Source organism: Pseudomonas sp. TKO26, assembly GCF_003225665.1.
Classification (GTDB): Bacteria; Pseudomonadota; Gammaproteobacteria; order Pseudomonadales; family Pseudomonadaceae; genus Aquipseudomonas; species Aquipseudomonas saponiphila.
Genome location: NZ_QKLN01000038.1, coordinates 27,761 through 49,385, shown reverse-complemented (window position 1 = coordinate 49,385; position 21,625 = coordinate 27,761). Strand labels below are relative to the sequence as shown.

The following is a 21,625-nucleotide window of genomic DNA, read 5'->3' as shown; positions in this document are numbered from 1 at the left end:
CGAAGGAGCCAGCTCCTTCGCCAATGCCTATCTAGCGGCTGCGCAGGCTTTCCAGCAATTTGTGGGTCGGGTAGCCATCTGCGGGCCAGCCCAGTGCCTGTTGGGCACTGCGAATGGCCTTGCGGGTATTGGCGCCGATGATGCCGTCGGGGTTGCCGGCTTCATATTGGTGGGTGCTGAGCAGGGTCTGCAATTCGATGCGTTCGGAGCGGCTCAGGGGCAGATCGTCCTTGGGCCAAGTGCCGTCGATCTGGCCAGCGCCGCCAAACCGTTCGGACAGCAGATTGACTGCGAGGGCGTAGGACGATGAGTTGTTGTATTTGAGCACGGCCCGGAAGTTATCCAGAATCAGGAACGCCGGCCCTCGGTAGCCCGCAGGCAACAGCAATGAGGCGGACAATTGCTCGGAACCGTATGGCAATGCCTTGCCGTTGCTCGTTGTCATGCCCAGGCTCAGCCACTCGCCCACGGTCTTGCGGGTGGAGGCGTCGGCCAAGGCGTAGTCGAAGCCGCTCTTGAGCTGGACCTCAACGCCCCAGGGCTGGCCTTTTTGCCAGCCTGAGCTCTGCAGGTAATGGGCTGTGGAGGCCAGGGCGTCGGCCGGGCTGTTCCAGATATCTCGGCGACCGTCGCCGTCGAAGTCCACGGCATGGGTGTTGTAGGTGGTCGGAATGAACTGGGTCTGGCCCATGGCGCCGGCCCAGGAGCCAAGCATCTTCTCTGGCTGGATGTCGCCGTGCTGGATGATCTGCAAGGCGGCAATCAACTGGCTGTTGGCGAAGGCCGGGCGGCGTCCTTCATAAGCCAGGGTGGCCAGGGAGCGGATCACCGACTTGTTGCCCTGGAAGTCGCCGAAATTGCTCTCCATGCCCCAGACCGCTACCAATGCCTGGCGATCCACGCCATAGCGCTGTTCGATGCGTTGCAGGATGTCGCTGTACTGGAGCAGCAGGGCCTGGCCCTTGCGTACCCTGACCGGAGACAGGGCTCCATCCAGGTATTCCCAGACCGGACGGGTGAACTCCGGCTGGCTGCGGTCAGCCTTGATGACGCTCATGTCCGGGGTGATACCGGCGAAGGCCCGGTCGAAGACGTCGGCGCGAATGCCGGCGTTCAGGGCTTCGGTACGGAATGCGTTCAGCCATTCATCGAAGGTCTGGGCGGGCTGGATGTCCAGATTGTCGGCGGTCAGTGGTGCGGCAGTAGCGGGTGCGGCGAGGGGGGCTGCCTGGAGGGTGGGCAGCGGTTGGGCATCGGCGGCGGTAGGTTGTTCCGCGCAGGCGACGAGCAAAACGAGGCTGGAGGCAGCGATCAGTTGGCGCATGTGCCAACGACGGGAAAGACAAAAGGGCATGCACAGGTCCAGAGAGAATAACTATCAGGTGCAGACCTTATCATGCCGACGGGGTTCAGGGCTTCAGGCGGCCAGAAAGTAAGAAGCCTCCCAGCTTTTAGACTGGAAGGCTTCGCGGCGGTAGCTGCCTTTGCCCTTGGCCGGGCGTTCCTGACGGCTGCGGAACAGTGGCTGGGCGACAATGGATTTGGCCTTGTTGGGGCCATGCTTGGATGGCTTGCTCATGGTTCTGTACTCGCGGTTTGTAGAGAGGTTGCGGCGCGCATCATCGGCCAGAGTGGGGCGGCTGTCCAGCATTCCGGGGCATGCAGCGGCCTGGCGGGAGATGAGCGGCGTACTTACTCGGCCGGCAGTGCCAGGCGTTGGCCGGCCATGAGCAGCGACAGGCGGCTCAGTCCGCTCCAGGGCGAACCGCTAGCCTGCCCCTTGATTTGCGCGTCGATGCGCTGGGCATCCAGCAGCAATTGTCCCCAACGCTGCGCAGAGTAACGTTGCAGAGCCTTGCTCATCAGGGGTTTGCGTTTGTCCCAGACTGGAGGCCGGGCCTGGCTGAACACCTTGTCCAATGGCACGCCCTGGCTGAATTGCAGGGCCAGGTTGGCCAGCAGCCGCAGTTCTCGGGACAGGGCCCAGAGAATCACGGGAGGTTCGACGCCTTCACCGCGCAACCCTTCCAGCATGCGCAGGGCGTGGGCGGCTTCACCGTTGAGAACGGCATCCACTAGCCCGAACACATCGAAACGCGCACTGTCGGCCACTGCGGCCTGGACCGTTTCGACGGTGATCTGTCCACCTTCGGCCATCAGCTTGAGTTTTTCGATTTCCTGGGCGGCGGCCAGCAGATTGCCCTCGACCCGAGCGGCGATCAGCTCCACCGCGTCCTGGCTAGCGGACAGCCCGGCCTGGGACAGTCGCTGACGAATCCACTGTGGAAGCTGGTTGGCGTCCACCGGCCAGATCTGGACGAACTGGGTCTGGGCACCTTCCACCAAGGCCTTGCCCCACTTGGTCTTCTGTGCGCTGCCATCGAGCTTGGGCAGGCTGATCAGCAGCACTGTGTCCTCGGCCGGACGCGAACAGTATTCGATCAGTGCTGCGGCGCCCTTGTCTCCGGGCTTGCCCGAGGGCAGGCGCAGTTCCAGCAGGCGTTTTTCCGCAAACAGCGACATGCTGGCCCCGGCTTGCAGCAGGGTGCCCCAGTCGAAGCTGGCATCGGCACTGAATACCTGGCGCTCGTCGAAACCCTGCTGGCGTACGGCAGAGCGGATGGCATCGGCGGCTTCCTGGCAGAGTAGGGGATCATCGCCGCTGATCACGTAGACCGGCGCGAGAGGACCTTGCAGGTGTTTGCCGAGTTGGGCGGGTGCGAGTTTCATAGGCGGGGGCCAATGGGGGCGCGTGAGCGCCCCACAGGGCTTACTGGTTCGGCAGTTCCAGGGGGGACTGTTGCGGAGTTTCCGCCTCAGCTTTGCGTGCGGCTTCCAGGGCCTGGGCTTCGGCCTTGGCTTTGGCTTCGGCGGTGGCCTGCAGTTGAGCAAGCTGGTCCGGGGTCAGCAATTGCAGGCGGATCAGCATGCGCTGGATCAGGTCGCGGCGCATTTCCTTGCGTGTTTCAGACGACTCCTGATCGGAGCCGGTGATGTTGTTGCCGTCATGCACGAAGACTTTCTGCACTTCCAGTTTGTCGTCGAGCAGATGCAGGTTGTCATGGGTCAGGATTTCGTCCCTGAGCGTGGTGCCGATCTCGTATTCGGCCGAGTTGCCACCGCCTGTGTAACTGAGGGTGCGCTGGGAGTTTTCCTCGTTCAGCAGCACCAGTTTGTAAGGCGCGCCGGCATGGACCCGCACACCGCTGTTTTCCAACTGTTGCTGGAGCATTTTCACGGTGGTGCCGTAGGCATCCCGGGCGCTCAGGTCGAGTTCCTTGATGCTCAGCTCATGGGTTCCCGTTCCGCGCAACTGGAAGCCACAGGCGCTCAGTAGCACGGCCAGACCCATCACCAGCAGGTTACGTTTGATCATGTATTGCTCCCCTTGAAACCAAATGGGCCACCTCGTGGCCCTGGAGGTTTTGTTCGGCGCCCGATCCCGGATCGGGCGCCTGATCCAATTAGCTGGCGACGATGTTGACCAGTTTGCCCGGCACCACGATGACCTTGCGGATGGTCAGGCCTTCGGTGAAGCGCAGCACGTTCTCGTTGCTGCGAGCCGCGGCTTCGACTTCTTCACGGCTGGCGCTGGCTGGCATCTCGATCTGGCCGCGCAATTTGCCGTTGACCTGGATGACCAGTTGCAGGCTGTCTTGAACCAGAGCGCTCTCGTCCAATACCGGCCAGCCTGCGTCGATCACCGGGTCGGCGTGACCCAGGCGATTCCAAAGTTCGTGGCTGATGTGCGGGGTGATCGGCGCCAACAGCAAGGTTACGGTTTCCAAGCCTTCCTGAACCAGTGCGCGGTCCTGCTCGGTAGCTTGCGGGGATTTTTCCAGCACATTCATCAGCGTCATCACCTGGGCGATTGCGGTGTTGAATTTGTGGTTCTGGCCCACGTCGTGGCTGGCCTGCTTGATGGCTTGGTGGATCGAGCGGCGAATGGCTTTCTGCTCGTCGTTCAGGCTGGCGATGTCCAGTTTGCCCGGCAGGCCTTGTGTGACATGTGCCTGAGCCAGACGCCAGACGCGCTTGAGGAAACGGTGCGAGCCTTCGACGCCGGAGTCCGACCATTCGGCGCTCATGTCAGGTGGCGAGGCGAACATCATGAACAGGCGGCAGGTGTCTGCGCCGAACTGGTCAATCATCGACTGTGGGTCGACGCCGTTGTTCTTCGACTTGGCCATTTTCTCGGTGCCGCCGATTTCCACCGGCAGGCCGTCAGCGATCAGCTTGGCGCTGATGACCTTGGCCTTGCTGTCGCGCTCGAGTTCGACGTCCGCCGGGTTGAACCAGGTGTAGGCACCGTTGGCTTCACGACGGTAGTAGGTCTCGGCGATCACCATGCCTTGGGTCAGCAGGTTCTTGAATGGCTCGTTGGAGCTCACCAGGCCTTCGTCACGCATCAGCTTGTGGAAGAAACGCGCGTAGAGCAGGTGCAGGATGGCGTGTTCGATACCGCCGATGTACTGGTCCACCGGCAACCAGTGGTCGGCTGCCGATTTTTCCACCAGGCCGCCTTCAAAGTGCGGCGACGCGTAGCGAGCGTAGTACCACGACGATTCGACGAAGGTGTCCATGGTGTCGGTTTCACGCTTGGCCGGTGCGCCGCATTTCGGGCAACTGCACTCGTAGAACTCGGGCATGCGTGCCAGGGGCGAACCGGCGCCGTCCGGCACCACATCTTCCGGCAACACGACCGGCAATTGGTCTTCCGGCACCGGCACATCGCCGCAGCTGTCGCAGTGGATGATCGGGATCGGGCAGCCCCAGTAGCGCTGGCGGCTGATGCCCCAGTCCCGCAGGCGGAACTGGGTGCGTGATTGACCGAGGTTTTTCTTCAGCAGGGCCGCTTCGATAGCGTCGAACGCGCCAGGGAAATCCAGGCCGTCGAATTCGCCGGAGTTGATCAGCTCGCCGTGCTCGCCGTAAGCGTCCTGCCATGGCGCCGGGGTTTCATCGCCGGCGCTGGTGCGTACCACGGCCTTGATCGGCAGGTCGTACTTGCTGGCGAATTCGAAATCGCGCTCGTCGTGAGCCGGGACAGCCATGACCGCGCCATCGCCGTAGTGCATCAGCACGTAGTTGGCCACCCACACCGGAAGCTTCTCACCGGTCAGCGGGTGTTCGACGAACAGCGAGGTGGGCAGGCCTTTTTTCTCCTGGGTCGCCATGTCCGCTTCGGCGACGCTGCCGCCTTTGCATTCGGCGATGAATGCCTGCAACTCGGGGTTGTTCCGTGCGGCCAGGGTGGCCAGCGGGTGCTCGGCGGCGACGGCGACATAGGTCGCGCCCATCAGGGTGTCCGGACGGGTGGTGAACACCTTCAGGGTGCCGGTTTCGCCGATCGATGCCTGATCGTAGGGGAACTGCACTTCCATGCCACGGGACTTGCCGATCCAGTTGCGTTGCATGGTCTTGACCTGCTCGGGCCAGCCGGTCAGCTCGTCCAGACTCTCCAGCAGCTCATCCGCGTAGGCGGTGATCTTGAAGTAGTACATCGGGATTTCGCGCTTCTCGATCAGCGCGCCGGAGCGCCAGCCGCGACCGTCGATCACTTGTTCGTTGGCCAGTACGGTCTGGTCGACCGGGTCCCAGTTCACGGTGCCGTTCTTGCGATAGATCACGCCTTTTTCGAACAGGCGGGTGAACAGCCACTGTTCCCAGCGGTAGTAGTCCGGCTTGCAGGTGGTGACCTCGCGGGACCAGTCCACCGCCAACCCCAGGCTGCGCAGCTGGGTCTTCATGTAGGCGATGTTTTCGTAGGTCCACTTGGCGGGAGCCACGTTGTTCTTCATCGCGGCGTTTTCCGCCGGCATGCCGAAGGCGTCCCAACCCATGGGTTGCAGGACGTTCTTGCCTTGCATGCGCTGGTAGCGGGAGATCACGTCGCCGATGGTGTAGTTGCGCACGTGCCCCATGTGTAGCTTGCCGCTGGGGTAAGGGAACATGGATAGGCAATAGTAGGTTTCCTTGCCTGGCTGTTCACTGACTTCAAAGGACTTTTGCTCGTCCCAGAACGACTGGGCGGCGGCTTCGATTTCACGGGGCTGATAGTGTTCGTGCATGGCTACTTTTGTACTGAATAGGGGTGGCCTAATCCTCTTCAATGCAACCACGGGGAGCGATGACGCCAAATACGGCGATTTTCAGTGCCCGATGGAGCTGGAAGTGGAGTTACAGGAAGCGCCGTAGCATACATGACCGCACTCTGCCGAGGGAAACCTTGATTGCTCGGCCGGGCCGTTGGTCGCGGCGGCGCGACGCTTGCGGTCGTCCGACTAAGCTCAAAAAGGGGAGTGAGTCTTATTCTTCGATGAGGTGAACGGATGCTTGAGTCGCAGCGAAAAGTTACAGAACCAGAGGTGTATGAAAGGCTGCTGAATCGACTGGCTCTGGCCCTGGATGCACTGAAGACTGCGGATCGACTGCGTGATGAGCGGCCTGTCGAGTTGGAGTTGCGGGGGCTGAGCAGTGCTGAGTTCGAACTGATCCGGGCCTATCTGGCTCGCAGCCAGCATGAAATGCAGATCAGCATGCCGGGTGATCGGCAGCAGCAGGAAATGCCTCGTTCAGCCAAGATCATTTGGTTGAAGGATCAGGCCCCCGTCAAGGAGTCGGTGAAAGTCCGATCACATCAGTGCAAGTAGGCCCCGGGCTCCGCCTGGGGTGAATGCGGTCGTAGCCGAGGCGTTCATGAGCAAAAGTACTCGGCGTTGGTTGTTGTGGCAGGGCTTTGCCCTTTAGGCTTCGGGCATCTTTTGGAGATGCCCGATGCCTTTTCGTTATTTCATCAAGCAGTTGCTGTTGCCGCCCGGCATTCTTTTGCTGTTGCTCTTGTTCGCCTGGTGCCTGCGTCACTCCCGTCCGCGGCTGGCGCGTTGCTGCTTTGTCCTGGGGGTGGGCGGTTTCTGGCTGATGAGCTTGCCGGTGATGGTGGAGTGGGGGGCTCGCGGGTTGGAACAGTTGCCTCCCTTGTCCCAGAGTCAGTGGGCAAGCCTGGCCCAGCAGGCGGATGCGATTGTGGTCCTGGGTTCAGGCCGCGAGCGCGGCGATCCGGCCTGGGGTTCTGATCAGCCCACCGGCGTGGGGCTGGAGCGTGAGCGCTATGCCGCGCGTTTGGCCAAGGCTTCCGGGCTGCCGTTGCTGACCAGTGGCGGCTTGCATTACGGCACGCCGCCCACCGAAGCGGCGCTGATGGCCGAGTCGTTGCTCAATGACTTTGGCGTGACGGTACGCTGGCAGGAAGGTCGCAGTCGCACCACCTGGGAGAATGCACAGTTCAGCGCCGAAGTCTTGCAACCCTTGGGCATCAGGCGCGTGGTGGTGGTGACCCAGGCCTGGCACATGCCTCGCGCCGTCTGGAGTTTCGAGCACGCTGGATTTGACGTAGTGCCGGCTCCGGTGGGCTTTCTCGGGGTGGACAACGCCCGTCCGCTGGGCGGTTGGATGCCAGAGTTCAAGTCGATCTGGCAGAGCGGCCAGTTGCTTAACGAGGCGGTGGGACAGCTCGGGTACCGACTCTTCTATCGCTGAGTGGCGCGCCGGCTCACGCAGGAGCCGGCTGGCCGGGGAAGGGCTTCACACGGTCTTGGCAATGCGACTGGCCAGCAGGGCCCAACCGAACAGCAGAGTGCAGAGCACCACCAGCGGCCATGAGCGCCACTTCAGGTAAGGCGTCAGATTGTGCATGGGCACCACTTCGCCATACAGGATGCCGCGCTCGAACTGTGGAATCTGTACGGTGATCTTGCCGAACGGGTCGATCAGCCCGGTGACGCCGTTGTTGGTGGCGCGGATCATCCAGCGTCCTGCCTCCAGGGCCCGCATCTGTGCCATCTGCAGATGTTGCAGGGGGCCGATGGAGGTGCCGAACCAGGTGTCGTTGCTGATGGTCAGCAACAGGTCGCTGCGTGCCGAAAGACCGGCGGCGAACTCGGGATAGACCACTTCGTAGCAGATGAACGGTGCAATCTGATAGCCCTTGGCTTGCAGCAACGGCTGGTCCGCCGGGCCACGGGCAAAGTCCGACATCGGCAGGTTGAAGAAGTCGATCAGGCCGCGCAGCACTTCCTGCAGGGGCACGTACTCGCCGAAGGGCACCAGCTTTTGTTTCAGGTAGGTGCCGTCGCCTTCGCCGGTCACGGTAATGCCATTGAAGTAGCGCTTTTCATGGCGCACCAGCTGGCGCACCGGAACCCCGGTAATCAGCGCGGAATGACGGTCTGCGGCAAAGTTGCCCATCATCGTCAGGTAGCCTTCGGCGGATTCCTTGAGCACCGGAACCGCGGTTTCCGGCCAGACCAGCAGGTCCACCCGCTTGCTGCTGAAGCTCATGTCGCGGTACAGGGCCAGTTGGGCGTTGAGCTGGGCAGGGTCCCACTTCATGCTTTGTTCGATGTTGCCCTGGATGGCCGCGACCGACATGGGCTCTCCCGACGGGCTGGTCCAGGCATGGTCTTTGAGCGCCATGCCGATGGCCCAGGGAGCGGCCAGCAGTAGCAGTCCGGCAACAATGAACCCTTTGCGCCCGGCCTTGATCAGGCGCGGCAGGTTGTAGAGCAGCGCGGCGGTCAGGGCCAGGGAGAAGGAGATCAGCCAGATACCGCCCACTGGCGCGAGTCCGGCCAGGGGGCCGTCGAGCTGGCTGTAGCCGGAGTAAAGCCAGGGGAAACCGGTGAGGAACCAGCCGCGAAACGCCTCTTGGCCCAGCCACAGGGCAGCGAAAGCCATAGCATCCGCCAGCGGTGCTTCATTGCGCCGCAGCCAGCGGGCCCAGAGCCAGGCGGGCAGGGCAAAGAACCAGGCAATGGCGGCAATGAAAGCCAGCATCAGCAGGCCGGCGAGCAAGGCCGATGCACCGCCGTAGGTGTGGATGCTGACGTAGATCCAGCTGGTACCGGCGCCGAACAGGCCGAAGCCGAAGCACCAGCCCCGGCCCAGGGCCTGGCGTGGCGTCAGTTCTCGCAAGCCGGCATAGAACAACCCTACCGCCAGCAGGGCCAGGGGCCATATGTTGTAGGGTGCCAGCGCCAGGGTGGTGATGGCGCCGGCTGCCACGGCCAGCAGGTTGCCGGGCCAGCCGGGTCGGGTTGAGCGCTGCAAGAGGCGTTTCATCAGCTCTTTCCTGTTTCGCACCGGGCAGGGCACGAGGAGATGGGTGGGTTGGATTTAGCTGGGCATCGCGCCGTGCGGCTCAGTAGCCTGTCCCCGAGAGCCGTCGCCCCGAGCCCGGGGTTCCGGTTTCGGGGCGACGATTCTGTGTGCAGGAGAGCTGATGCCCCTGGCCCCTAGCGGGAAACGGGCGTCAGGCGCAGCAGATGAATCCGCCGGCTGTCGGCATTGAGCACGCGGAAGCGATAGGCGCCGATTTCAGTGATTTCGTTGCGTTTTGGCAAGTGGCCGAAGGCACTCATTACCAGTCCGCCGACGGTATCGAATTCGTCATCGGAGAAGGTGCTGTCGAAGAACTCGTTGAAGTTCTCGATCGGCGTCAGCGCCTTGATCAGGAAGTCGCCGCTGGGCAGGGGCTTGATGTAGCTGTCTTCCTCGACATCATGCTCGTCTTCGATATCGCCGACGATCTGCTCCAGCACGTCTTCGATGGTCACCAGGCCGGCCACGCCGCCGTACTCGTCGATGACGATGGCCATGTGGTTGTGATTGGCGCGAAACTCGCGCAGCAGCACGTTCAGGCGCTTGGACTCGGGGACGAAGGTCGCCGGGCGCAGCAGGTCCTTGATGTTGAAGCTGTCGCCGTTCTCCTTGAGGATCAGCGGCAGCAGGTCCTTGGCCAGCAGGACGCCCATCACGTCGTCATGGCTTTCGCCGATCACCGGGTAGCGCGAGTGCGCGGAGTCGATGACCGCGGGCAGGAACTCCCGGGGTGTCTGGGTCGCCTTGATGCTGATCATCTGCGAGCGCGGCACCATGATGTCCCGGACTTGCAGGTCAGCCACCTGGATGGCGCCTTCGACGATGGCCAGCGCTTCGCTGTCCAGCAATTTGTTCTGATGGGCTTCGCGCAGCAGCTCCAGCAGCTCCTGGCGGTTTTTCGGCTCATGGGCAAAAGCCTGGGTCAGTTTGCCCAGCCATGACTTTTGCCCGTTGCTCGATCGATCTTCGCTCATAGCGATTGCTCTGAATCCTTGGTTGTTACAGGGGGTTGTTGATCAGCTTTCGTCGTCTGCATACGGGTCGGGATGACCCAGTTCTGCAAGCAACGTTCGTTCCAGTGCTTCCATTTCCTCGGCTTCGTCATCATCTATATGGTCGTAACCCAACAGATGCAAGCAGCCGTGAATCACCAGATGGGCCCAGTGGGCCTGAAGTTCCTTGCCTTGTTCGGCAGCCTCGCGTTCGACCACTGGAATGCAGATCACCAGATCCCCCAGCAAGGGGATATCCAGCAACTCATCCGGCACGTCGGCAGGGAATGACAACACATTGGTGGCGTAATCTTTGTGACGCCAGGTGTGATTCAGCTCGCGGCCTTCGGCTTCGTCCACCAGGCGGATGGTCATTTCCGAGTCGGCTGTGCGCTGGCGCAGGGCCAGCTCGCACCACTGGCGGAACTGTTCGTCGCTGGGGGCCGGCTGTTGGCTGGCGCGCTGCAGATCGAGCTCAAGCATCGTGGCGCTGGCCTCTGTCGGCAGAAGCCTTGGCGGCCTCGTCGTCGGCTCGCAACTCGAAGCGCTCGTAGGCTTCGACGATGCGTTGCACCAGCGGGTGGCGCACTACGTCCTTGGGCATGAAGTGGGTGAAGCTGATACCGGGCACATCCTGGAGCACCTTGATCACCTGGGCCAGGCCGGACTTGGTGCCCTTGGGCAGGTCGACCTGAGTGATATCACCGGTGATCACCGCGGTGGAGCCGAAGCCGATCCGGGTGAGGAACATCTTCATTTGTTCCACGGTGGTGTTCTGGCTTTCGTCGAGGATGATGAAGCTGTTGTTCAGGGTTCGGCCACGCATGTAGGCCAGGGGCGCGATCTCGATGACCTGGCGCTCGATCAGCTTGGCCACTTGTTCGAAGCCGAGCATTTCATACAGCGCGTCATACAGTGGGCGCAGGTAAGGGTCGATTTTTTGCGCCAGGTCACCGGGCAGGAAACCGAGCTTCTCGCCGGCTTCCACCGCCGGACGCACCAGCAGGATGCGCCGCACCTGCTCGCGTTCCAGGGCGTCCACCGCGCAAGCGACGGCCAGGTAGGTCTTGCCGGTGCCGGCCGGACCGATGCCGAAGTTGATGTCGTTGCCCAGGATCTCCTTGACGTAGCGTTGCTGATTCAGGCCGCGTGGGCGAATCATGCCTTTCTTGGTACGCAGGGCGATGGCGGCGTCAGCCACCGACGGGTTATCCAGCTCTTCCACAGCGGACTCCTGAAGGAACAGGTGCACCAGGTCCGGCGACAGCTCGGTTCCCTTGGTTTCCCGATAGAGGCGGCGCAGAAGATTTTCCGCGGAGGTGGTGTGCTTGGGTTCGCCGATCAGTTCGAACTGATTGCCGCGATTGCGGATCTCGATCGTCAGGCGCTGCTCGATCAAGCGCAAATGCTCGTCGAATTGCCCGCACAGATTGGCGAAGCGGCGAGCCTCGAAGGGCTCGAGGATGAAACGATGAGGTTCTATGGGTGCGTTCAAGGTCGTTTTTTAGCCGCCCAACGGCAATTAAGATGGATTCAAGGATAACGCCAGCGGCCTGGGTGCGAAAGCTCTTATGCGGAGCGTGGGCCGGTGATGCTTTCTTCGTAGGAGTCGGCTTGTCGGCGAAGGCGGTCTTAAGGTCTTTTCGCTGGCAAGCCAGCTCCTACACAAGCCAGCTCCTGCACAAGTCAGTTCTTACGATAACAGCGAGCCGCGCAGTGAGTGGGGTTGCGCCGAGTCGATATGCACGTCGGCGAATTGGCCAATCAGAGTGGGATCGTCGCAACGGAAGTTGACGATCCGGTTGTTCTCGGTGCGGCCCTGCAATTCGCCCGGATCTTTCTTGGAATAGTCGGTCACCAGGATGCGCTGGGTCGACCCGACCATTTGTCGGCTGATTTCAAACCCTTGCTGGTTCAGGCGGTGTTGCAGCGCGTTCAGGCGCTCCTTCTTCAGTGCTTCCGGCGTGTCGTCGGCCAGGTCGGCGGCCGGAGTGCCCGGGCGCTGGCTGTAGACGAAGGAGTAGGAGAAGTCGAAACCGACGTCTTCGATCAACTTCATGGTCTGCTGGAAGTCTTTTTCTGTCTCGCCAGGAAAACCGACGATAAAGTCCGAGCTGATGCAGATTCCCGGTACCGCCGCTCGCAGTTTGCGCAGCTTGGACTTGTACTCCAGGGCCGTGTGATTGCGTTTCATCGCCGCCAGAATCCGATCCGAGCCCGATTGCACGGGCAGGTGCAGGTGCTTGACCAGTTCCGGCACTTCGGCGTGGGCCTGGATCAAACTGTCGGAGAATTCCAATGGGTGCGAGGTGGTGTAGCGAATCCGCTCGATGCCATCCACCGCGGCAACTACGCGGATCAGCTCGGCCAGGTCGGCCAGGCGACCGTCATGGGTCTGGCCCCGGTAGCCATTGACGTTCTGGCCCAAGAGGGTGACTTCGCGCACGCCGTTTTCCGCCAGGTGGATGATTTCGGCAATCACGTCGTCAAATGGCCGGCTGACCTCTTCGCCCCGGGTGTAGGGCACGACGCAGAAGGTGCAGTATTTGCTGCAGCCTTCCATGACCGAGACATAGGCACTGGGGCCGTCGATGCGCGGCTCGGGCAGATGGTCGAACTTTTCGATTTCCGGGAACGAGACATCCACTTGCGGCAGCTTGCTGATGCGCGCGGCATCGATCATTTCCGGCAGGCGGTGCAGGGTCTGCGGGCCGAATACCACGTCCACATAGGGCGCGCGATCGCGGATGGCCGCGCCTTCCTGACTGGCCACGCAGCCGCCGACGGCAATCACCATCTCCGGATTGGCCAGTTTCAGCTCGCGCCAGCGACCCAGCTGGGAGTACACCCGATCCTGGGCGCGCTCACGAATCGAGCAGGTATTGAGCAGGATGACATCCGCGTCTTCGGCACGTGCGGTGACTTCCAGGGCCTGATGTTCACCCAGGAGGTCCACCATGCGCGAGCTGTCGTACTCGTTCATCTGGCAACCGTGGGTTTCGATGTAAAGCTTCTTGGCCATGGACCTCAGTCTCACGTGATTCAAAGAACCGCGCATTATAGGGGCCATGCCCACAGGTTCCTAGCGTTGTGCATCGGGTAGCTATGCTATAGTTCGCGCCCTATTTTTATCCCCCGATGTGTTGCCCGCCCACCATGACCAAACGTGAAGCCCCAATCTACAAGGTGATTTTCCTCAACCAGGGCCAGGTGTTCGAAATGTACGCCAAGCAGATCTATCAGAGCGATCTGTGGGGTTTCCTGGAGGTGGAAGAGTTCGTCTTTGGCGAGCGCACGCAAGTGGTCGTCGATCCGAGCGAAGAGAAGCTCAAGGCTCAATTCGAAGGCGTGGTGCGCAGCTTTGTGCCGATGCATTCGATTGTGCGCATCGACGAAGTGGAGCGCCTGGGCACGCCGAAGATCAGCGAAGCCCGTGGTGTGAGCAACGTCATGCCGTTCCCGATGCCGATGCCCGAAAAATAAGCCTGGCTGGCCACTTCTTCGCAAGGGTCCGGTTCGTGTCGGTAGGCGCTGGCTTGCCAGCGAAGGGCATGCAGGCTTTTACGGCAATGGCGAGAAAGGCGAGCGCCCATCGGCGCTTTGCAGTTCCATCAGGTATTTGCGGAAAATCTGTCCCAGCACCTGGGTCGCGACTTCCAGCTCGTCGCGCTGCATGTGCTCGGCGACTTCATCGGCGGTGTCCAGCGCGTCTTCGGCACCGTTGACCGCAGCCATCTTCAGCACGATATAGGCCTGGACATTGTTGGCCGGCACGCCCTCACCGTGGAAGAACATGGTGCCGAGTTTGAATTGCGCCTGAGCGTGGCCTTGCAAGGAGGCTTTTTCGAAATAGCTCAGGGCTTGATTGAGGTCACGCGGCGCGCCTTTGCCTTCGTAGTAGAACTCACCCAACTCGTATTGCGCCTCGGCGTCGCCTTCATCGGCGGCTTTCTGGCACGCGGCCAGCGCCTCGGCCTGTTCCTGTGCCTGGGGATCGAGGGTGCAGCGACCCATCGCCGGGATCAACAACGAGTTGCCGCCTGCTTGTGCGTGCGCGAGCAGGGGCTGAAGGAGCAACAGGCAGCCCAGTGTCAGGGCGCGGCCGGTGCGGTTCATGGGAATCGACTTACCTCTGAGGGGCGCGCGGACCCAGCAAGGGGTCCAATAAGCGCGCATTATGAAATAAGCAGGGCCAACCTTACAAAGTCTTTACTCGTTTTTCTGCTGCGTGGCCGCGATATCCGTCGCCTTGCTGGGCATTTGTCCCCTTGGCAGGGAAAGTTCGAGTAAAGCCTCCCGCTGGCGCGGTTGATCACCACGCCAGCCCGCTTGCACTTATTTCAAGGCGGCAAATGCGCGTTCGGCGGCATCCAGGGTCAGTTGCAACTCGGCTTCGCCGTGGGCGATCGAGGTGAAACCTGCCTCGAAGGCACTCGGCGCCAGGTACACGCCGCCTTCCAGCATCAGGTGGAAGAAGCGCTTGAACAGGTTGGCGTCGCTGGCCATCACGTCGTCGAAGGTGACGATGTCATCGGCGCCGCTGAAGTACAGGCCAAACATGCCGCCGGCTTGGGTGGTGACGAACGGAATGCCCGCGGCATCCGCGCGTTGTTGCAAGCCTTCGAGCAGGCGGCTGGTGTAGTCGCTCAGTTCGGCATGGAAGCCCGGGCGACTGATCAGGCGCAGGGTGGTCAGGCCAGCGGCCATGGCCAGCGGGTTGCCGGACAGCGTGCCGGCCTGGTAGACCGGGCCCAGGGGCGCGATGTGCTCCATGATCTTGCGCTTGCCGCCGAAGCAGCCCACCGGCATGCCGCCGCCGATGATCTTGCCGAAGGTCGACAGGTCCGGTGTCACGCCGTAGTGAGCCTGGGCACCGCCGAGGGCGACGCGGAAGCCGGTCATCACTTCGTCGAAAATCAGCACCACGCCGTGCTGGTCGCAGAGGCGGCGCAGGCCTTCGAGGAAGCCGGGTGCCGGCGGTACGCAGTTCATGTTGCCGGCCACTGGCTCGACGATGATGCAGGCCACTTCCTGGCCGACTTCAGCAAGCATTTGCTCCACGGCGGCGATGTCGTTGAAGGGCAGCGTCAGGGTGTGTTTGGCGAAGGCCGCCGGTACTCCGGCCGAGCTGGGAACGCCTTGGGTCAGGGCGCCGGAACCGGCCTTGACCAGCAGGCTGTCGGAGTGGCCGTGGTAGCAGCCCTCGAACTTGATGATGCTGTCGCGGCCGGTAAAGCCCCGGGCCAGGCGAATGGCGCTCATGGTGGCTTCGGTGCCGGAGCTGACCATGCGCACCATTTCCATGGACGGCACGATGGAGCACACCAGATCGGCCATTTCGGTTTCCATGGCGGTCGGTGCGCCGTAGGACAGGCCGTGTTCCAGCTGCTTGCGCACCGCATCCAGTACGTCCGGATGACTGTGGCCAAGGATCATCGGGCCCCAGGAGCCGACATAATCGACATAGCGCTTGTCGTCTTCGTCGGTGACGTAGGCGCCTTCCGCGTGTTTGAAGAACAGCGGGGTGCCGCCCACGCTCTTGAAGGCGCGAACGGGCGAGTTGACGCCGCCGGGGATGTGTTTCTGAGCATTGGCGAACAGGGTTTCGGAACGGGACATGAGCGGGCTCTCAAAAAGTCAGCTGTTGAATAGGGCATTGAAGGCGCGGGCGCGACGGGTCACTTCTTCGGCGCTATCGGCGCCGAACAGACCGTGGACCACTGCCAGCAGGTCGGCGCCGTGGTTCACCAGCGGCGCAGCGTTATCCAGGGTGATGCCGCCGATCACGCAGATCGGCAGGTGCAGGCAGGCCCGGGCCTGATCCAGCAACTCCAGGCTGGCCGTGGGCGCGCCGGGTTTGGTGGTGGAATTGAAAAAGCGGCCGAAGGCGACATAGCTGGCGCCTTCCTTGGCGGCCTGCTCGGCCAGTGACAATTGGTCGTGGCAGGTAGAGCCGATGATCGCCTGGCGACCCAGCAGGGCCCGGGCCGGCGTCAGTGGGCCGTCGGTCTGGCCCAGGTGCACGCCGGCACCAATGCGCGCGGCCAGTTCGGCGTCATCGTTGATGATCAAACGGGTCTTGTAGCGCTCGCACAGGGTCAGCAGGGTTTCGGCTTCCCGCAGGCGGCGGGCCTGATCGTCGCTTTTATCGCGGTACTGCAACAGGGTGACGCCGCCTTCCAGCGCCGCTTCCACGTACTTCAGAAACTTGCCGGCCAACAGCTGGCTGTCGGTGATGGCGTACAGACCACGTAGTTTCATCGAGCGGGCCTCATGACATTACGAGCAGAAATCCAACGGCAAGCGACGTGGGACGAATTGGCCGCGACCCAGTTGTTCGGCGTCGCGCAGGGTGCGCCAGGTGTAATCAAGGGCCGATTTCACGGCGCTTGCCAAGTGTTCGCCTTGTGCCAGGCGTCCGGCCAGGGCGCTGGCCAGGGTGCAGCCGGAGCCGTGATAGCTGCCCGGCAGACGCTGGCAGGTGTAGGTTTCGCGCAGGCCGTCGCGGCTGTATAGGCGATTATGCACTTCGTGTTCATCGCCATGGCCGCCGGTGATCAGCAGGTGCTTGACGAACGGCAGGAGTTTTTCGGCGCATTGGTCGGCGCTGCCTTCGGGCAGTTCCGCAAGAATTCGAGCTTCAGGGAGGTTGGGGGTGGCAATGGTGGCCAGGGGCAGGAGGCGTTCGCGCATGGCGTAGCCGACTTCATCCTTGCCCAGCCGGCCACCGCCGCCGGCGCGCAGCACCGGATCGCAGACCAGCGGCAGGTGCGGGTGCGCCTGGAGCAGTTCGACCACGGTGTCGACCATCTCCAGTGAGCCGAGCATGCCCAGCTTGACCGCGGCGACCGTGGAGTCGTTGAGCACGGCATTGGCCTGGGCCAGTACCCACTCGCGATCCAGAACGCGGAAATCGCTGACATTGACCGTGTCTTGCACGGTCAGGGCGGTGACAGCCGGAGCTGCGTGACAACCCTGAGCCAGCAGGGCTTCGATATCTGCCTGCAAGCCAGCGCCACCACTGGGGTCGTGGCCGGAGAGACAGAGGACAACGGGGCGAGAGCTGTAGATATTCATGGGCGGCGAGCTTACCACCAAACGCTTTTTTTCGCGGCGCCTGGCGTCTGCTGGAAATTGTCGCCACGCTGGGCGCGAACGTCTTGACCGATGCAACAGCTCTAGCTCGCGGTATTGCGCTGAAAGGCTTGATCTAGAGCCTTTAGACTAAAATTTACAATGGTGTTCATTGGCCATCAGCGGCTATGCTAGAGTGCATTCAAACCAATAACAGGTCATGCCGGTTATACGTCTGCTCAAGGGAAATGGGGGACTTCCTGACATCACCGGACAAGCCACGCCGGGTCTTTAATGCGCTATTTGCTGCTGTTGCTGTTGAGCTTGCCGATGCTGGTGGGTGCCGCCGAGTTCGACGAGTTCACTCAGCGCCTTCCCCTGGGCCGAGTGATGCAGGTCCTTGAAGACGCCGGTGGTGAAGCGACCATTGCCGATGTCAGCTCGGGGCCATTGGCCGAGCACTTCAAGCCTCACGATAAAGACACCCTCAATGCCGGTTATTCACGTTCGGCGTTCTGGCTGAAGATCGACCTCGATTACCGCCCGGGCAATCCTGCGGCGCAGCGCAACTGGTTGCTGGAGCTGGCCTATCCGCCCCTGGATCACCTGGATCTGTACCTCCCCGACGAAAGCGGCGGCTATCGCCTGGCGGAGCGAACCGGCGATGCCTTGCCCTTCGACAGCCGGCAGATTCGCCAGAACAACTACCTGTTCAACCTGAATTTCGCTCCCCATGAGCACAAGACGATCTATCTGCGGCTGGCCAGCGAAGGCTCGATCCAGGCGCCGGTGAGCCTGTGGTCGAACACCGCCTACCTTGAAGCCCAGCCCTTGCGTCTCTACGTGCTGGGGCTGATCTACGGGGTGTTGCTGGGCATGCTGGTGTACAACCTGTTCATCTACCTCAGTGTGCGCGACACCAGCTACCTCTATTACATCGTCTATATCGCCTCGTTCGGTCTTTACCAGTTGTCGGTCAACGGTGCGGCAGTGGAGTACTTCTGGCCCAACAGCCCCTGGTGGGCCAATGCCGCGACGCCGTTCTTCATCGGTTCTGCGGGGCTGTTTGGCAGTCAGTTCGCCCGCAGTTTCTTGCAGACTTCAGGTCACAGTCCCTGGGTTGACCGCATATTGATGGCGCTGATGGGCTTTGGTGCGCTGGTCATGGCCCTGTCGCTGATGACCAGTTATGCCCTGGCCCTGCGCCTGGCCACTACCCTGGCGCTGCTGTTCACCGTGGTGATCTATGTCGCGGGAATCGTCGCCTGGTGGCGTGGGTTACGGGTGGCGCGCTATTTCATCATCGCCTGGTCGGCTTTCCTGTTCGGTGGGGTGGTCAACACCTTGATGGTGCTGGGTTACCTGCCCAACGTGTTCCTGACCATGTACGCCAGCCAGATCGGCTCGGCGATCGAGGTGGCGTTGCTGTCCCTGGCGCTGGCCGACCGGATCAATGCAATGCGTGAACAGCAGGCGCAGACTCTGCTGGAGGCAGGGCAGAAGCTTGAGGTGCTGAACCAGCAACTGGCCCACAGCAACCGGCTCAAGGATGAGTTCCTGGCCACCCTGACCCATGAACTGCGCACGCCGATGAACGGTGTCATCGGTTCGCTGGAGTTGATGCAGACCCTGGAACTGGATCCGGAGCTTGCGCAGTACCAGCAGACCGCCGCCGGTTCGGCGCGGGACATGATGCGCATGGTCAACGGCATCCTCACGCTGACCGAACTGCAGGCCGGCAAGCTCAGCGCCCAGCGCCAGCCCTTCAGCTTGCGTTCGCTGCTGAGCGCGCTGCAAACCCAGTACGCCGCCAGCGCGGCGGCCAAATCCCTGTTGTTTCAAGTCGATCTGAGTGCGGGATTGCCTGATCGCTTGCAGGGGGATCGCTGCAAGCTCAGCCATTGCCTGGAGTGCCTGCTGGATAACGCCGTCAAGTTCACCCACTCCGGCGGCGTGGTCTTGCGGGTGGTGACCCGGGCCGTCTCGGTCGAAAGGGTCAGCTTGAGTTTCGAGGTGATCGACAGCGGCATAGGTTTCGTCAATCTGGACGAGGCGATGCTGTATCAGCGCTTCTTCCAGCTCGATGGTTCCATGACCCGCGAATATGGCGGATTGGGCATCGGCCTGGCGATCTGCCGTCAGTTGGTGGAACTGCTGGGTGGGCAGTTGACCCACGAATCCACGCCCGGGCAGGGCAGCTGCTTCCGTTTGCAGGTGGAGTTTGAGGTCCAGGAACCGATTGCCCGGCTGCCGGCAGCCAATCATCGGCGCACGCCCCAGGACTGCACCGTGCTGCTGATCGACGACAATGACGTCGACCAACTGGTGCTGCGGGGCATGTTGCTCAAGCTCGGTTACCGGGTCCGCACGGTCGGCAGCCCAACCGATGCCCTGCAACTGCTGGGGCGCGAGCCGGTCAGCGCGGTGCTGATCGACGGCCAGATCAGCACTGCGCAGTCAGGGGCGTTTCGCCTGCAGGCTCAGGCGATGCCCGGTTATGCCCAGTTGCCTATCCTGTTGGCCTGTGTTCCCGGCACCGAGGGCTGTGCGGCCGTAGTGGGCGCCGATTGTCTTGGCAAGCCGGTGAAGTTTGAAGCCTTGCAACTGCTGCTGTCCAAGCGCGTGCTCTCTGTGGAACAAGGCGAAAGCGCCGACATTTAGGCGGCTATGCCACTTTGTTCAGGGTAGTGCCGGTGCTTAACTTGGGGCCTTGGCACACCCTGAAGGAGCCCGGCAATGAACCTCCACCAGTTCGCTGAAACCCACGAAGTCACCAACCAGCCGCCCCCTCTGGACGGCGCCAATCTCTATCGGATCGATCTGCCGTTGCAGCAATGGATGCAGCGTTTCGATGCCGGTTGGGCCGAGTCCCGGGTCGATGCCTATGGCGCACTGGCGGGCGGTCCGTTGATGGAGGCGGGATTCCTGGCCAATCAGAACAAGCCGGTGTTTGCCAGTCACGATCGCTTCGGTCATCGCATCGATCTGGTGGAGTTCCACCCGGCTTACCATCAACTGATGCAGGCGGCCATCGAGGGCGGGCTGACCTCGCTGCCCTGGACCCACCCGCAAGCAGGAGCCCATGTGGCGCGTGCCGCCATGACCTACCTGCACAGTCAGGCCGAAGCCGGCAGCGGTTGCCCGCTGACCATGACGTTCGCCTGCGTGCCGGCCCTGAAGCTGCAGCCGGATATTGCCCGGCAATTGCTGCCGAAGATCCTCGCCACCGAGTACGACCCGCGCAACGTCGGCATGCAGCACAAGGCCGGGCTCACCATCGGCATGGCCATGACCGAGAAGCAGGGCGGGACCGATGTCCGGGCCAACACCACCCGGGCCTACCCGGTGGGGGCTCCCGGGCCGGGGCAGGCCTATGAGCTGGTGGGGCACAAGTGGTTCTGCTCGGCACCGATGTGCGATGCCTTCCTGACCCTGGCCCAGACCGACAAGGGCCTGACCTGTTTCCTCCTGCCCCGTCATCGCCCGGATGACAGCCGCAATCAGTTCTATATCCAGCGCCTGAAGAACAAGCTCGGTAACCTGTCCAACGCCTCCAGCGAAGTGGAGTTTCGCGGCGCTCTGGCCTGGATGATCGGCGAGGAGGGGCGCGGGGTGCCCACCATCATCGAGATGGTGGCCATGACCCGCTTCGATTGCATGGTCGGTTCCAGTTCGCTGATGCGCCAGGCCCTGACCCAGGCCAGCCATCATTGCGCCCATCGCCGCGTGGGCGGACGCCTGCTCAGCGAACAGCCGCTGATGCAAAACGTACTGGCCGACCTGGCCCTGGAAAGCGAAGCGGCCCTGGCCCTGAGCCTGCGCATGGGGCGGGCCCTAGACCATCAGGATGACGCCCAGGAGGCCAAGTTCTCCCGCTTGGTGACGGCCGTGGGCAAGTACTGGATCTGCAAACGGGCCCCAGCCATGATCAACGAGGCCGCCGAGTGCATGGGCGGTGCCGGTTATGTCGAGGACAGCATCCTGCCGCGGCTGTACCGTGAAGCGCCGGTGAACTCGACCTGGGAAGGTTCCGGCAACGTGCAGTGCCTGGATGTGCTGCGGGCGCTCTCGAAAGAGCCCGGCGTGCTGGATGCGCTGTTTGCCGAGCTGGGAGAGGGACATGGCGACCGGCGTCTGGCGGCGCATATCGTCGCACTCAAGGACAGCTTCAGGGACACCGCCGACATTCAATACCGCGCCCGGCAACTGACCGAGGACATTGCTCTGGGCCTGCAGGCCAAGCTGTTGCTGGAGGCGGGGAATGACCTGGTCAGCGAGGCCTTCATCGCCAGCCGCCTGGGCGGTCAGGGCGGGCGGGTCTATGGCACGCTGCCCCGCGGGCTGGATGTGGCCGCCATCCTCGCCCGCTCCACCCCCCAAGGCTTCTGAACCGCTGCAGG

General features: G+C 62.3%; 19 protein-coding genes. 5 read left to right on the top strand and 14 right to left on the bottom strand.

The window, feature by feature from the left end:
- Positions 1 to 31: 31 nt before the first annotated feature.
- The 5 genes from DNK59_RS27210 to leuS all read right to left on the bottom strand — a co-directional run bounded on the left by DNK59_RS27210 (position 32) and on the right by leuS (position 6,071).
- Positions 32 to 1,354: a lytic murein transglycosylase gene (locus tag DNK59_RS27210; protein ID WP_110725207.1), complete on the bottom strand. Its 1,323-nt coding sequence runs from the start codon at positions 1,352 to 1,354 to the stop codon at positions 32 to 34.
- Between the two features lie 63 nt (positions 1,355 to 1,417).
- Positions 1,418 to 1,579 carry an alternative ribosome rescue factor ArfA gene (gene arfA / locus DNK59_RS27205; RefSeq protein ID WP_015637164.1) on the bottom strand — a complete coding sequence of 54 codons (162 nt, stop codon included), beginning with the start codon at positions 1,577 to 1,579 and terminating at the stop codon, positions 1,418 to 1,420.
- A gap of 113 nt (positions 1,580 to 1,692) precedes the next feature.
- Positions 1,693 to 2,730, bottom strand: coding sequence for a DNA polymerase III subunit delta (gene holA / locus DNK59_RS27200; protein WP_092309671.1), 1,038 nt, complete (start codon positions 2,728 to 2,730; stop codon positions 1,693 to 1,695).
- Positions 2,731 to 2,770: 40 nt separating this feature from the next.
- A complete protein-coding gene (gene lptE, locus DNK59_RS27195; protein ID WP_110725206.1) occupies positions 2,771 to 3,376 on the bottom strand; it encodes an LPS assembly lipoprotein LptE in 606 nt (201 codons plus the stop codon).
- Between the two features lie 88 nt (positions 3,377 to 3,464).
- The gene (gene leuS / locus DNK59_RS27190) at positions 3,465 to 6,071 is read right to left on the bottom strand and encodes a leucine--tRNA ligase (RefSeq protein WP_092309677.1); all 2,607 of its coding nucleotides are present in this window, start codon (positions 6,069 to 6,071) and stop codon (positions 3,465 to 3,467) included.
- A 261-nt stretch (positions 6,072 to 6,332) separates the two neighbouring features.
- Here leuS and DNK59_RS27185 point away from each other — a divergent pair, with 261 nt between their 5' ends.
- Complete coding sequence (locus DNK59_RS27185; RefSeq protein WP_092309680.1) at positions 6,333 to 6,653, top strand: hypothetical protein; 321 nt, start codon at positions 6,333 to 6,335, stop codon at positions 6,651 to 6,653.
- A 124-nt stretch (positions 6,654 to 6,777) separates the two neighbouring features.
- Positions 6,778 to 7,539, top strand: coding sequence for a YdcF family protein (locus tag DNK59_RS27180; protein WP_110725205.1), 762 nt, complete (start codon positions 6,778 to 6,780; stop codon positions 7,537 to 7,539).
- Positions 7,540 to 7,584: 45 nt separating this feature from the next.
- On the opposite strand, the gene lnt is transcribed toward DNK59_RS27180, so the two are convergent.
- The 5 genes from lnt to miaB form a co-directional block, all read right to left on the bottom strand.
- A complete protein-coding gene (lnt, locus tag DNK59_RS27175; protein ID WP_110725274.1) occupies positions 7,585 to 9,108 on the bottom strand; it encodes an apolipoprotein N-acyltransferase in 1,524 nt (507 codons plus the stop codon).
- Positions 9,109 to 9,293: 185 nt separating this feature from the next.
- Positions 9,294 to 10,133: an HlyC/CorC family transporter gene (locus tag DNK59_RS27170; protein ID WP_016965481.1), complete on the bottom strand. Its 840-nt coding sequence runs from the start codon at positions 10,131 to 10,133 to the stop codon at positions 9,294 to 9,296.
- Positions 10,134 to 10,175: 42 nt separating this feature from the next.
- A complete protein-coding gene (gene ybeY, locus DNK59_RS27165) occupies positions 10,176 to 10,634 on the bottom strand; it encodes an rRNA maturation RNase YbeY (protein WP_060844718.1) in 459 nt (152 codons plus the stop codon).
- Positions 10,627 to 11,646: a PhoH family protein gene (locus tag DNK59_RS27160; RefSeq protein ID WP_110725204.1), complete on the bottom strand. Its 1,020-nt coding sequence runs from the start codon at positions 11,644 to 11,646 to the stop codon at positions 10,627 to 10,629. The genes ybeY and DNK59_RS27160 overlap by 8 nt, the downstream gene beginning before the upstream one ends.
- A gap of 198 nt (positions 11,647 to 11,844) precedes the next feature.
- Entirely contained in the window at positions 11,845 to 13,173 is a 1,329-nt protein-coding gene (gene miaB, locus DNK59_RS27155) for a tRNA (N6-isopentenyl adenosine(37)-C2)-methylthiotransferase MiaB (protein WP_167365620.1), read from the bottom strand.
- A 134-nt stretch (positions 13,174 to 13,307) separates the two neighbouring features.
- Between miaB and DNK59_RS27150 the strand changes: the two genes are divergently transcribed.
- Positions 13,308 to 13,634 carry a DUF1820 family protein gene (locus DNK59_RS27150; RefSeq protein ID WP_007927079.1) on the top strand — a complete coding sequence of 109 codons (327 nt, stop codon included), beginning with the start codon at positions 13,308 to 13,310 and terminating at the stop codon, positions 13,632 to 13,634.
- Positions 13,635 to 13,712: 78 nt separating this feature from the next.
- Here DNK59_RS27150 and DNK59_RS27145 read toward each other — a convergent pair whose 3' ends face one another.
- The 4 genes from DNK59_RS27145 to DNK59_RS27130 form a co-directional block, all read right to left on the bottom strand.
- The gene (locus tag DNK59_RS27145; protein ID WP_016965755.1) at positions 13,713 to 14,267 is read right to left on the bottom strand and encodes a tetratricopeptide repeat protein; all 555 of its coding nucleotides are present in this window, start codon (positions 14,265 to 14,267) and stop codon (positions 13,713 to 13,715) included.
- Between the two features lie 219 nt (positions 14,268 to 14,486).
- Positions 14,487 to 15,770 (bottom strand): glutamate-1-semialdehyde 2,1-aminomutase, encoded by a 1,284-nt coding sequence (gene hemL / locus DNK59_RS27140; protein ID WP_092309695.1) that lies wholly within the window; start codon positions 15,768 to 15,770, stop codon positions 14,487 to 14,489.
- A gap of 18 nt (positions 15,771 to 15,788) precedes the next feature.
- The gene (thiE, locus tag DNK59_RS27135; protein ID WP_092309698.1) at positions 15,789 to 16,412 is read right to left on the bottom strand and encodes a thiamine phosphate synthase; all 624 of its coding nucleotides are present in this window, start codon (positions 16,410 to 16,412) and stop codon (positions 15,789 to 15,791) included.
- Between the two features lie 18 nt (positions 16,413 to 16,430).
- On the bottom strand, positions 16,431 to 17,228 hold the full coding sequence (locus tag DNK59_RS27130; RefSeq protein ID WP_042941299.1) for a hydroxymethylpyrimidine/phosphomethylpyrimidine kinase: 798 nt from the start codon (positions 17,226 to 17,228) through the stop codon (positions 16,431 to 16,433).
- 291 nt (positions 17,229 to 17,519) lie between these two features.
- Here DNK59_RS27130 and DNK59_RS27125 point away from each other — a divergent pair, with 291 nt between their 5' ends.
- Both DNK59_RS27125 and DNK59_RS27120 read left to right on the top strand, forming a co-directional pair.
- The gene (locus DNK59_RS27125) at positions 17,520 to 19,886 is read left to right on the top strand and encodes a hybrid sensor histidine kinase/response regulator (protein ID WP_110725202.1); all 2,367 of its coding nucleotides are present in this window, start codon (positions 17,520 to 17,522) and stop codon (positions 19,884 to 19,886) included.
- A 75-nt stretch (positions 19,887 to 19,961) separates the two neighbouring features.
- Positions 19,962 to 21,614, top strand: coding sequence for an acyl-CoA dehydrogenase family protein (locus DNK59_RS27120; RefSeq protein ID WP_110725201.1), 1,653 nt, complete (start codon positions 19,962 to 19,964; stop codon positions 21,612 to 21,614).
- Positions 21,615 to 21,625 lie beyond the last annotated feature (11 nt).

Coding starts and splice junctions, on each gene's coding strand:
- lptE (WP_110725206.1), bottom strand. CDS start 3,376: ATGATCAAACGTAACCTGCTGGTGATGGGTCTGGCCGTGCTACTGAGC.
- DNK59_RS27145 (WP_016965755.1), bottom strand. CDS start 14,267: ATGAACCGCACCGGCCGCGCCCTGACACTGGGCTGCCTGTTGCTCCTT.
- arfA (WP_015637164.1), bottom strand. CDS start 1,579: ATGAGCAAGCCATCCAAGCATGGCCCCAACAAGGCCAAATCCATTGTC.
- hemL (WP_092309695.1), bottom strand. CDS start 15,770: ATGTCCCGTTCCGAAACCCTGTTCGCCAATGCTCAGAAACACATCCCC.
- miaB (WP_167365620.1), bottom strand. CDS start 13,173: ATGGCCAAGAAGCTTTACATCGAAACCCACGGTTGCCAGATGAACGAG.
- thiE (WP_092309698.1), bottom strand. CDS start 16,412: ATGAAACTACGTGGTCTGTACGCCATCACCGACAGCCAGCTGTTGGCC.
- leuS (WP_092309677.1), bottom strand. CDS start 6,071: ATGCACGAACACTATCAGCCCCGTGAAATCGAAGCCGCCGCCCAGTCG.
- ybeY (WP_060844718.1), bottom strand. CDS start 10,634: ATGCTTGAGCTCGATCTGCAGCGCGCCAGCCAACAGCCGGCCCCCAGC.
- DNK59_RS27130 (WP_042941299.1), bottom strand. CDS start 17,228: ATGAATATCTACAGCTCTCGCCCCGTTGTCCTCTGTCTCTCCGGCCAC.
- DNK59_RS27150 (WP_007927079.1), top strand. CDS start 13,308: ATGACCAAACGTGAAGCCCCAATCTACAAGGTGATTTTCCTCAACCAG.
- DNK59_RS27120 (WP_110725201.1), top strand. CDS start 19,962: ATGAACCTCCACCAGTTCGCTGAAACCCACGAAGTCACCAACCAGCCG.
- DNK59_RS27125 (WP_110725202.1), top strand. CDS start 17,520: ATGCGCTATTTGCTGCTGTTGCTGTTGAGCTTGCCGATGCTGGTGGGT.
- DNK59_RS27210 (WP_110725207.1), bottom strand. CDS start 1,354: ATGCCCTTTTGTCTTTCCCGTCGTTGGCACATGCGCCAACTGATCGCT.
- holA (WP_092309671.1), bottom strand. CDS start 2,730: ATGAAACTCGCACCCGCCCAACTCGGCAAACACCTGCAAGGTCCTCTC.
- DNK59_RS27185 (WP_092309680.1), top strand. CDS start 6,333: ATGCTTGAGTCGCAGCGAAAAGTTACAGAACCAGAGGTGTATGAAAGG.
- DNK59_RS27170 (WP_016965481.1), bottom strand. CDS start 10,133: ATGAGCGAAGATCGATCGAGCAACGGGCAAAAGTCATGGCTGGGCAAA.
- DNK59_RS27180 (WP_110725205.1), top strand. CDS start 6,778: ATGCCTTTTCGTTATTTCATCAAGCAGTTGCTGTTGCCGCCCGGCATT.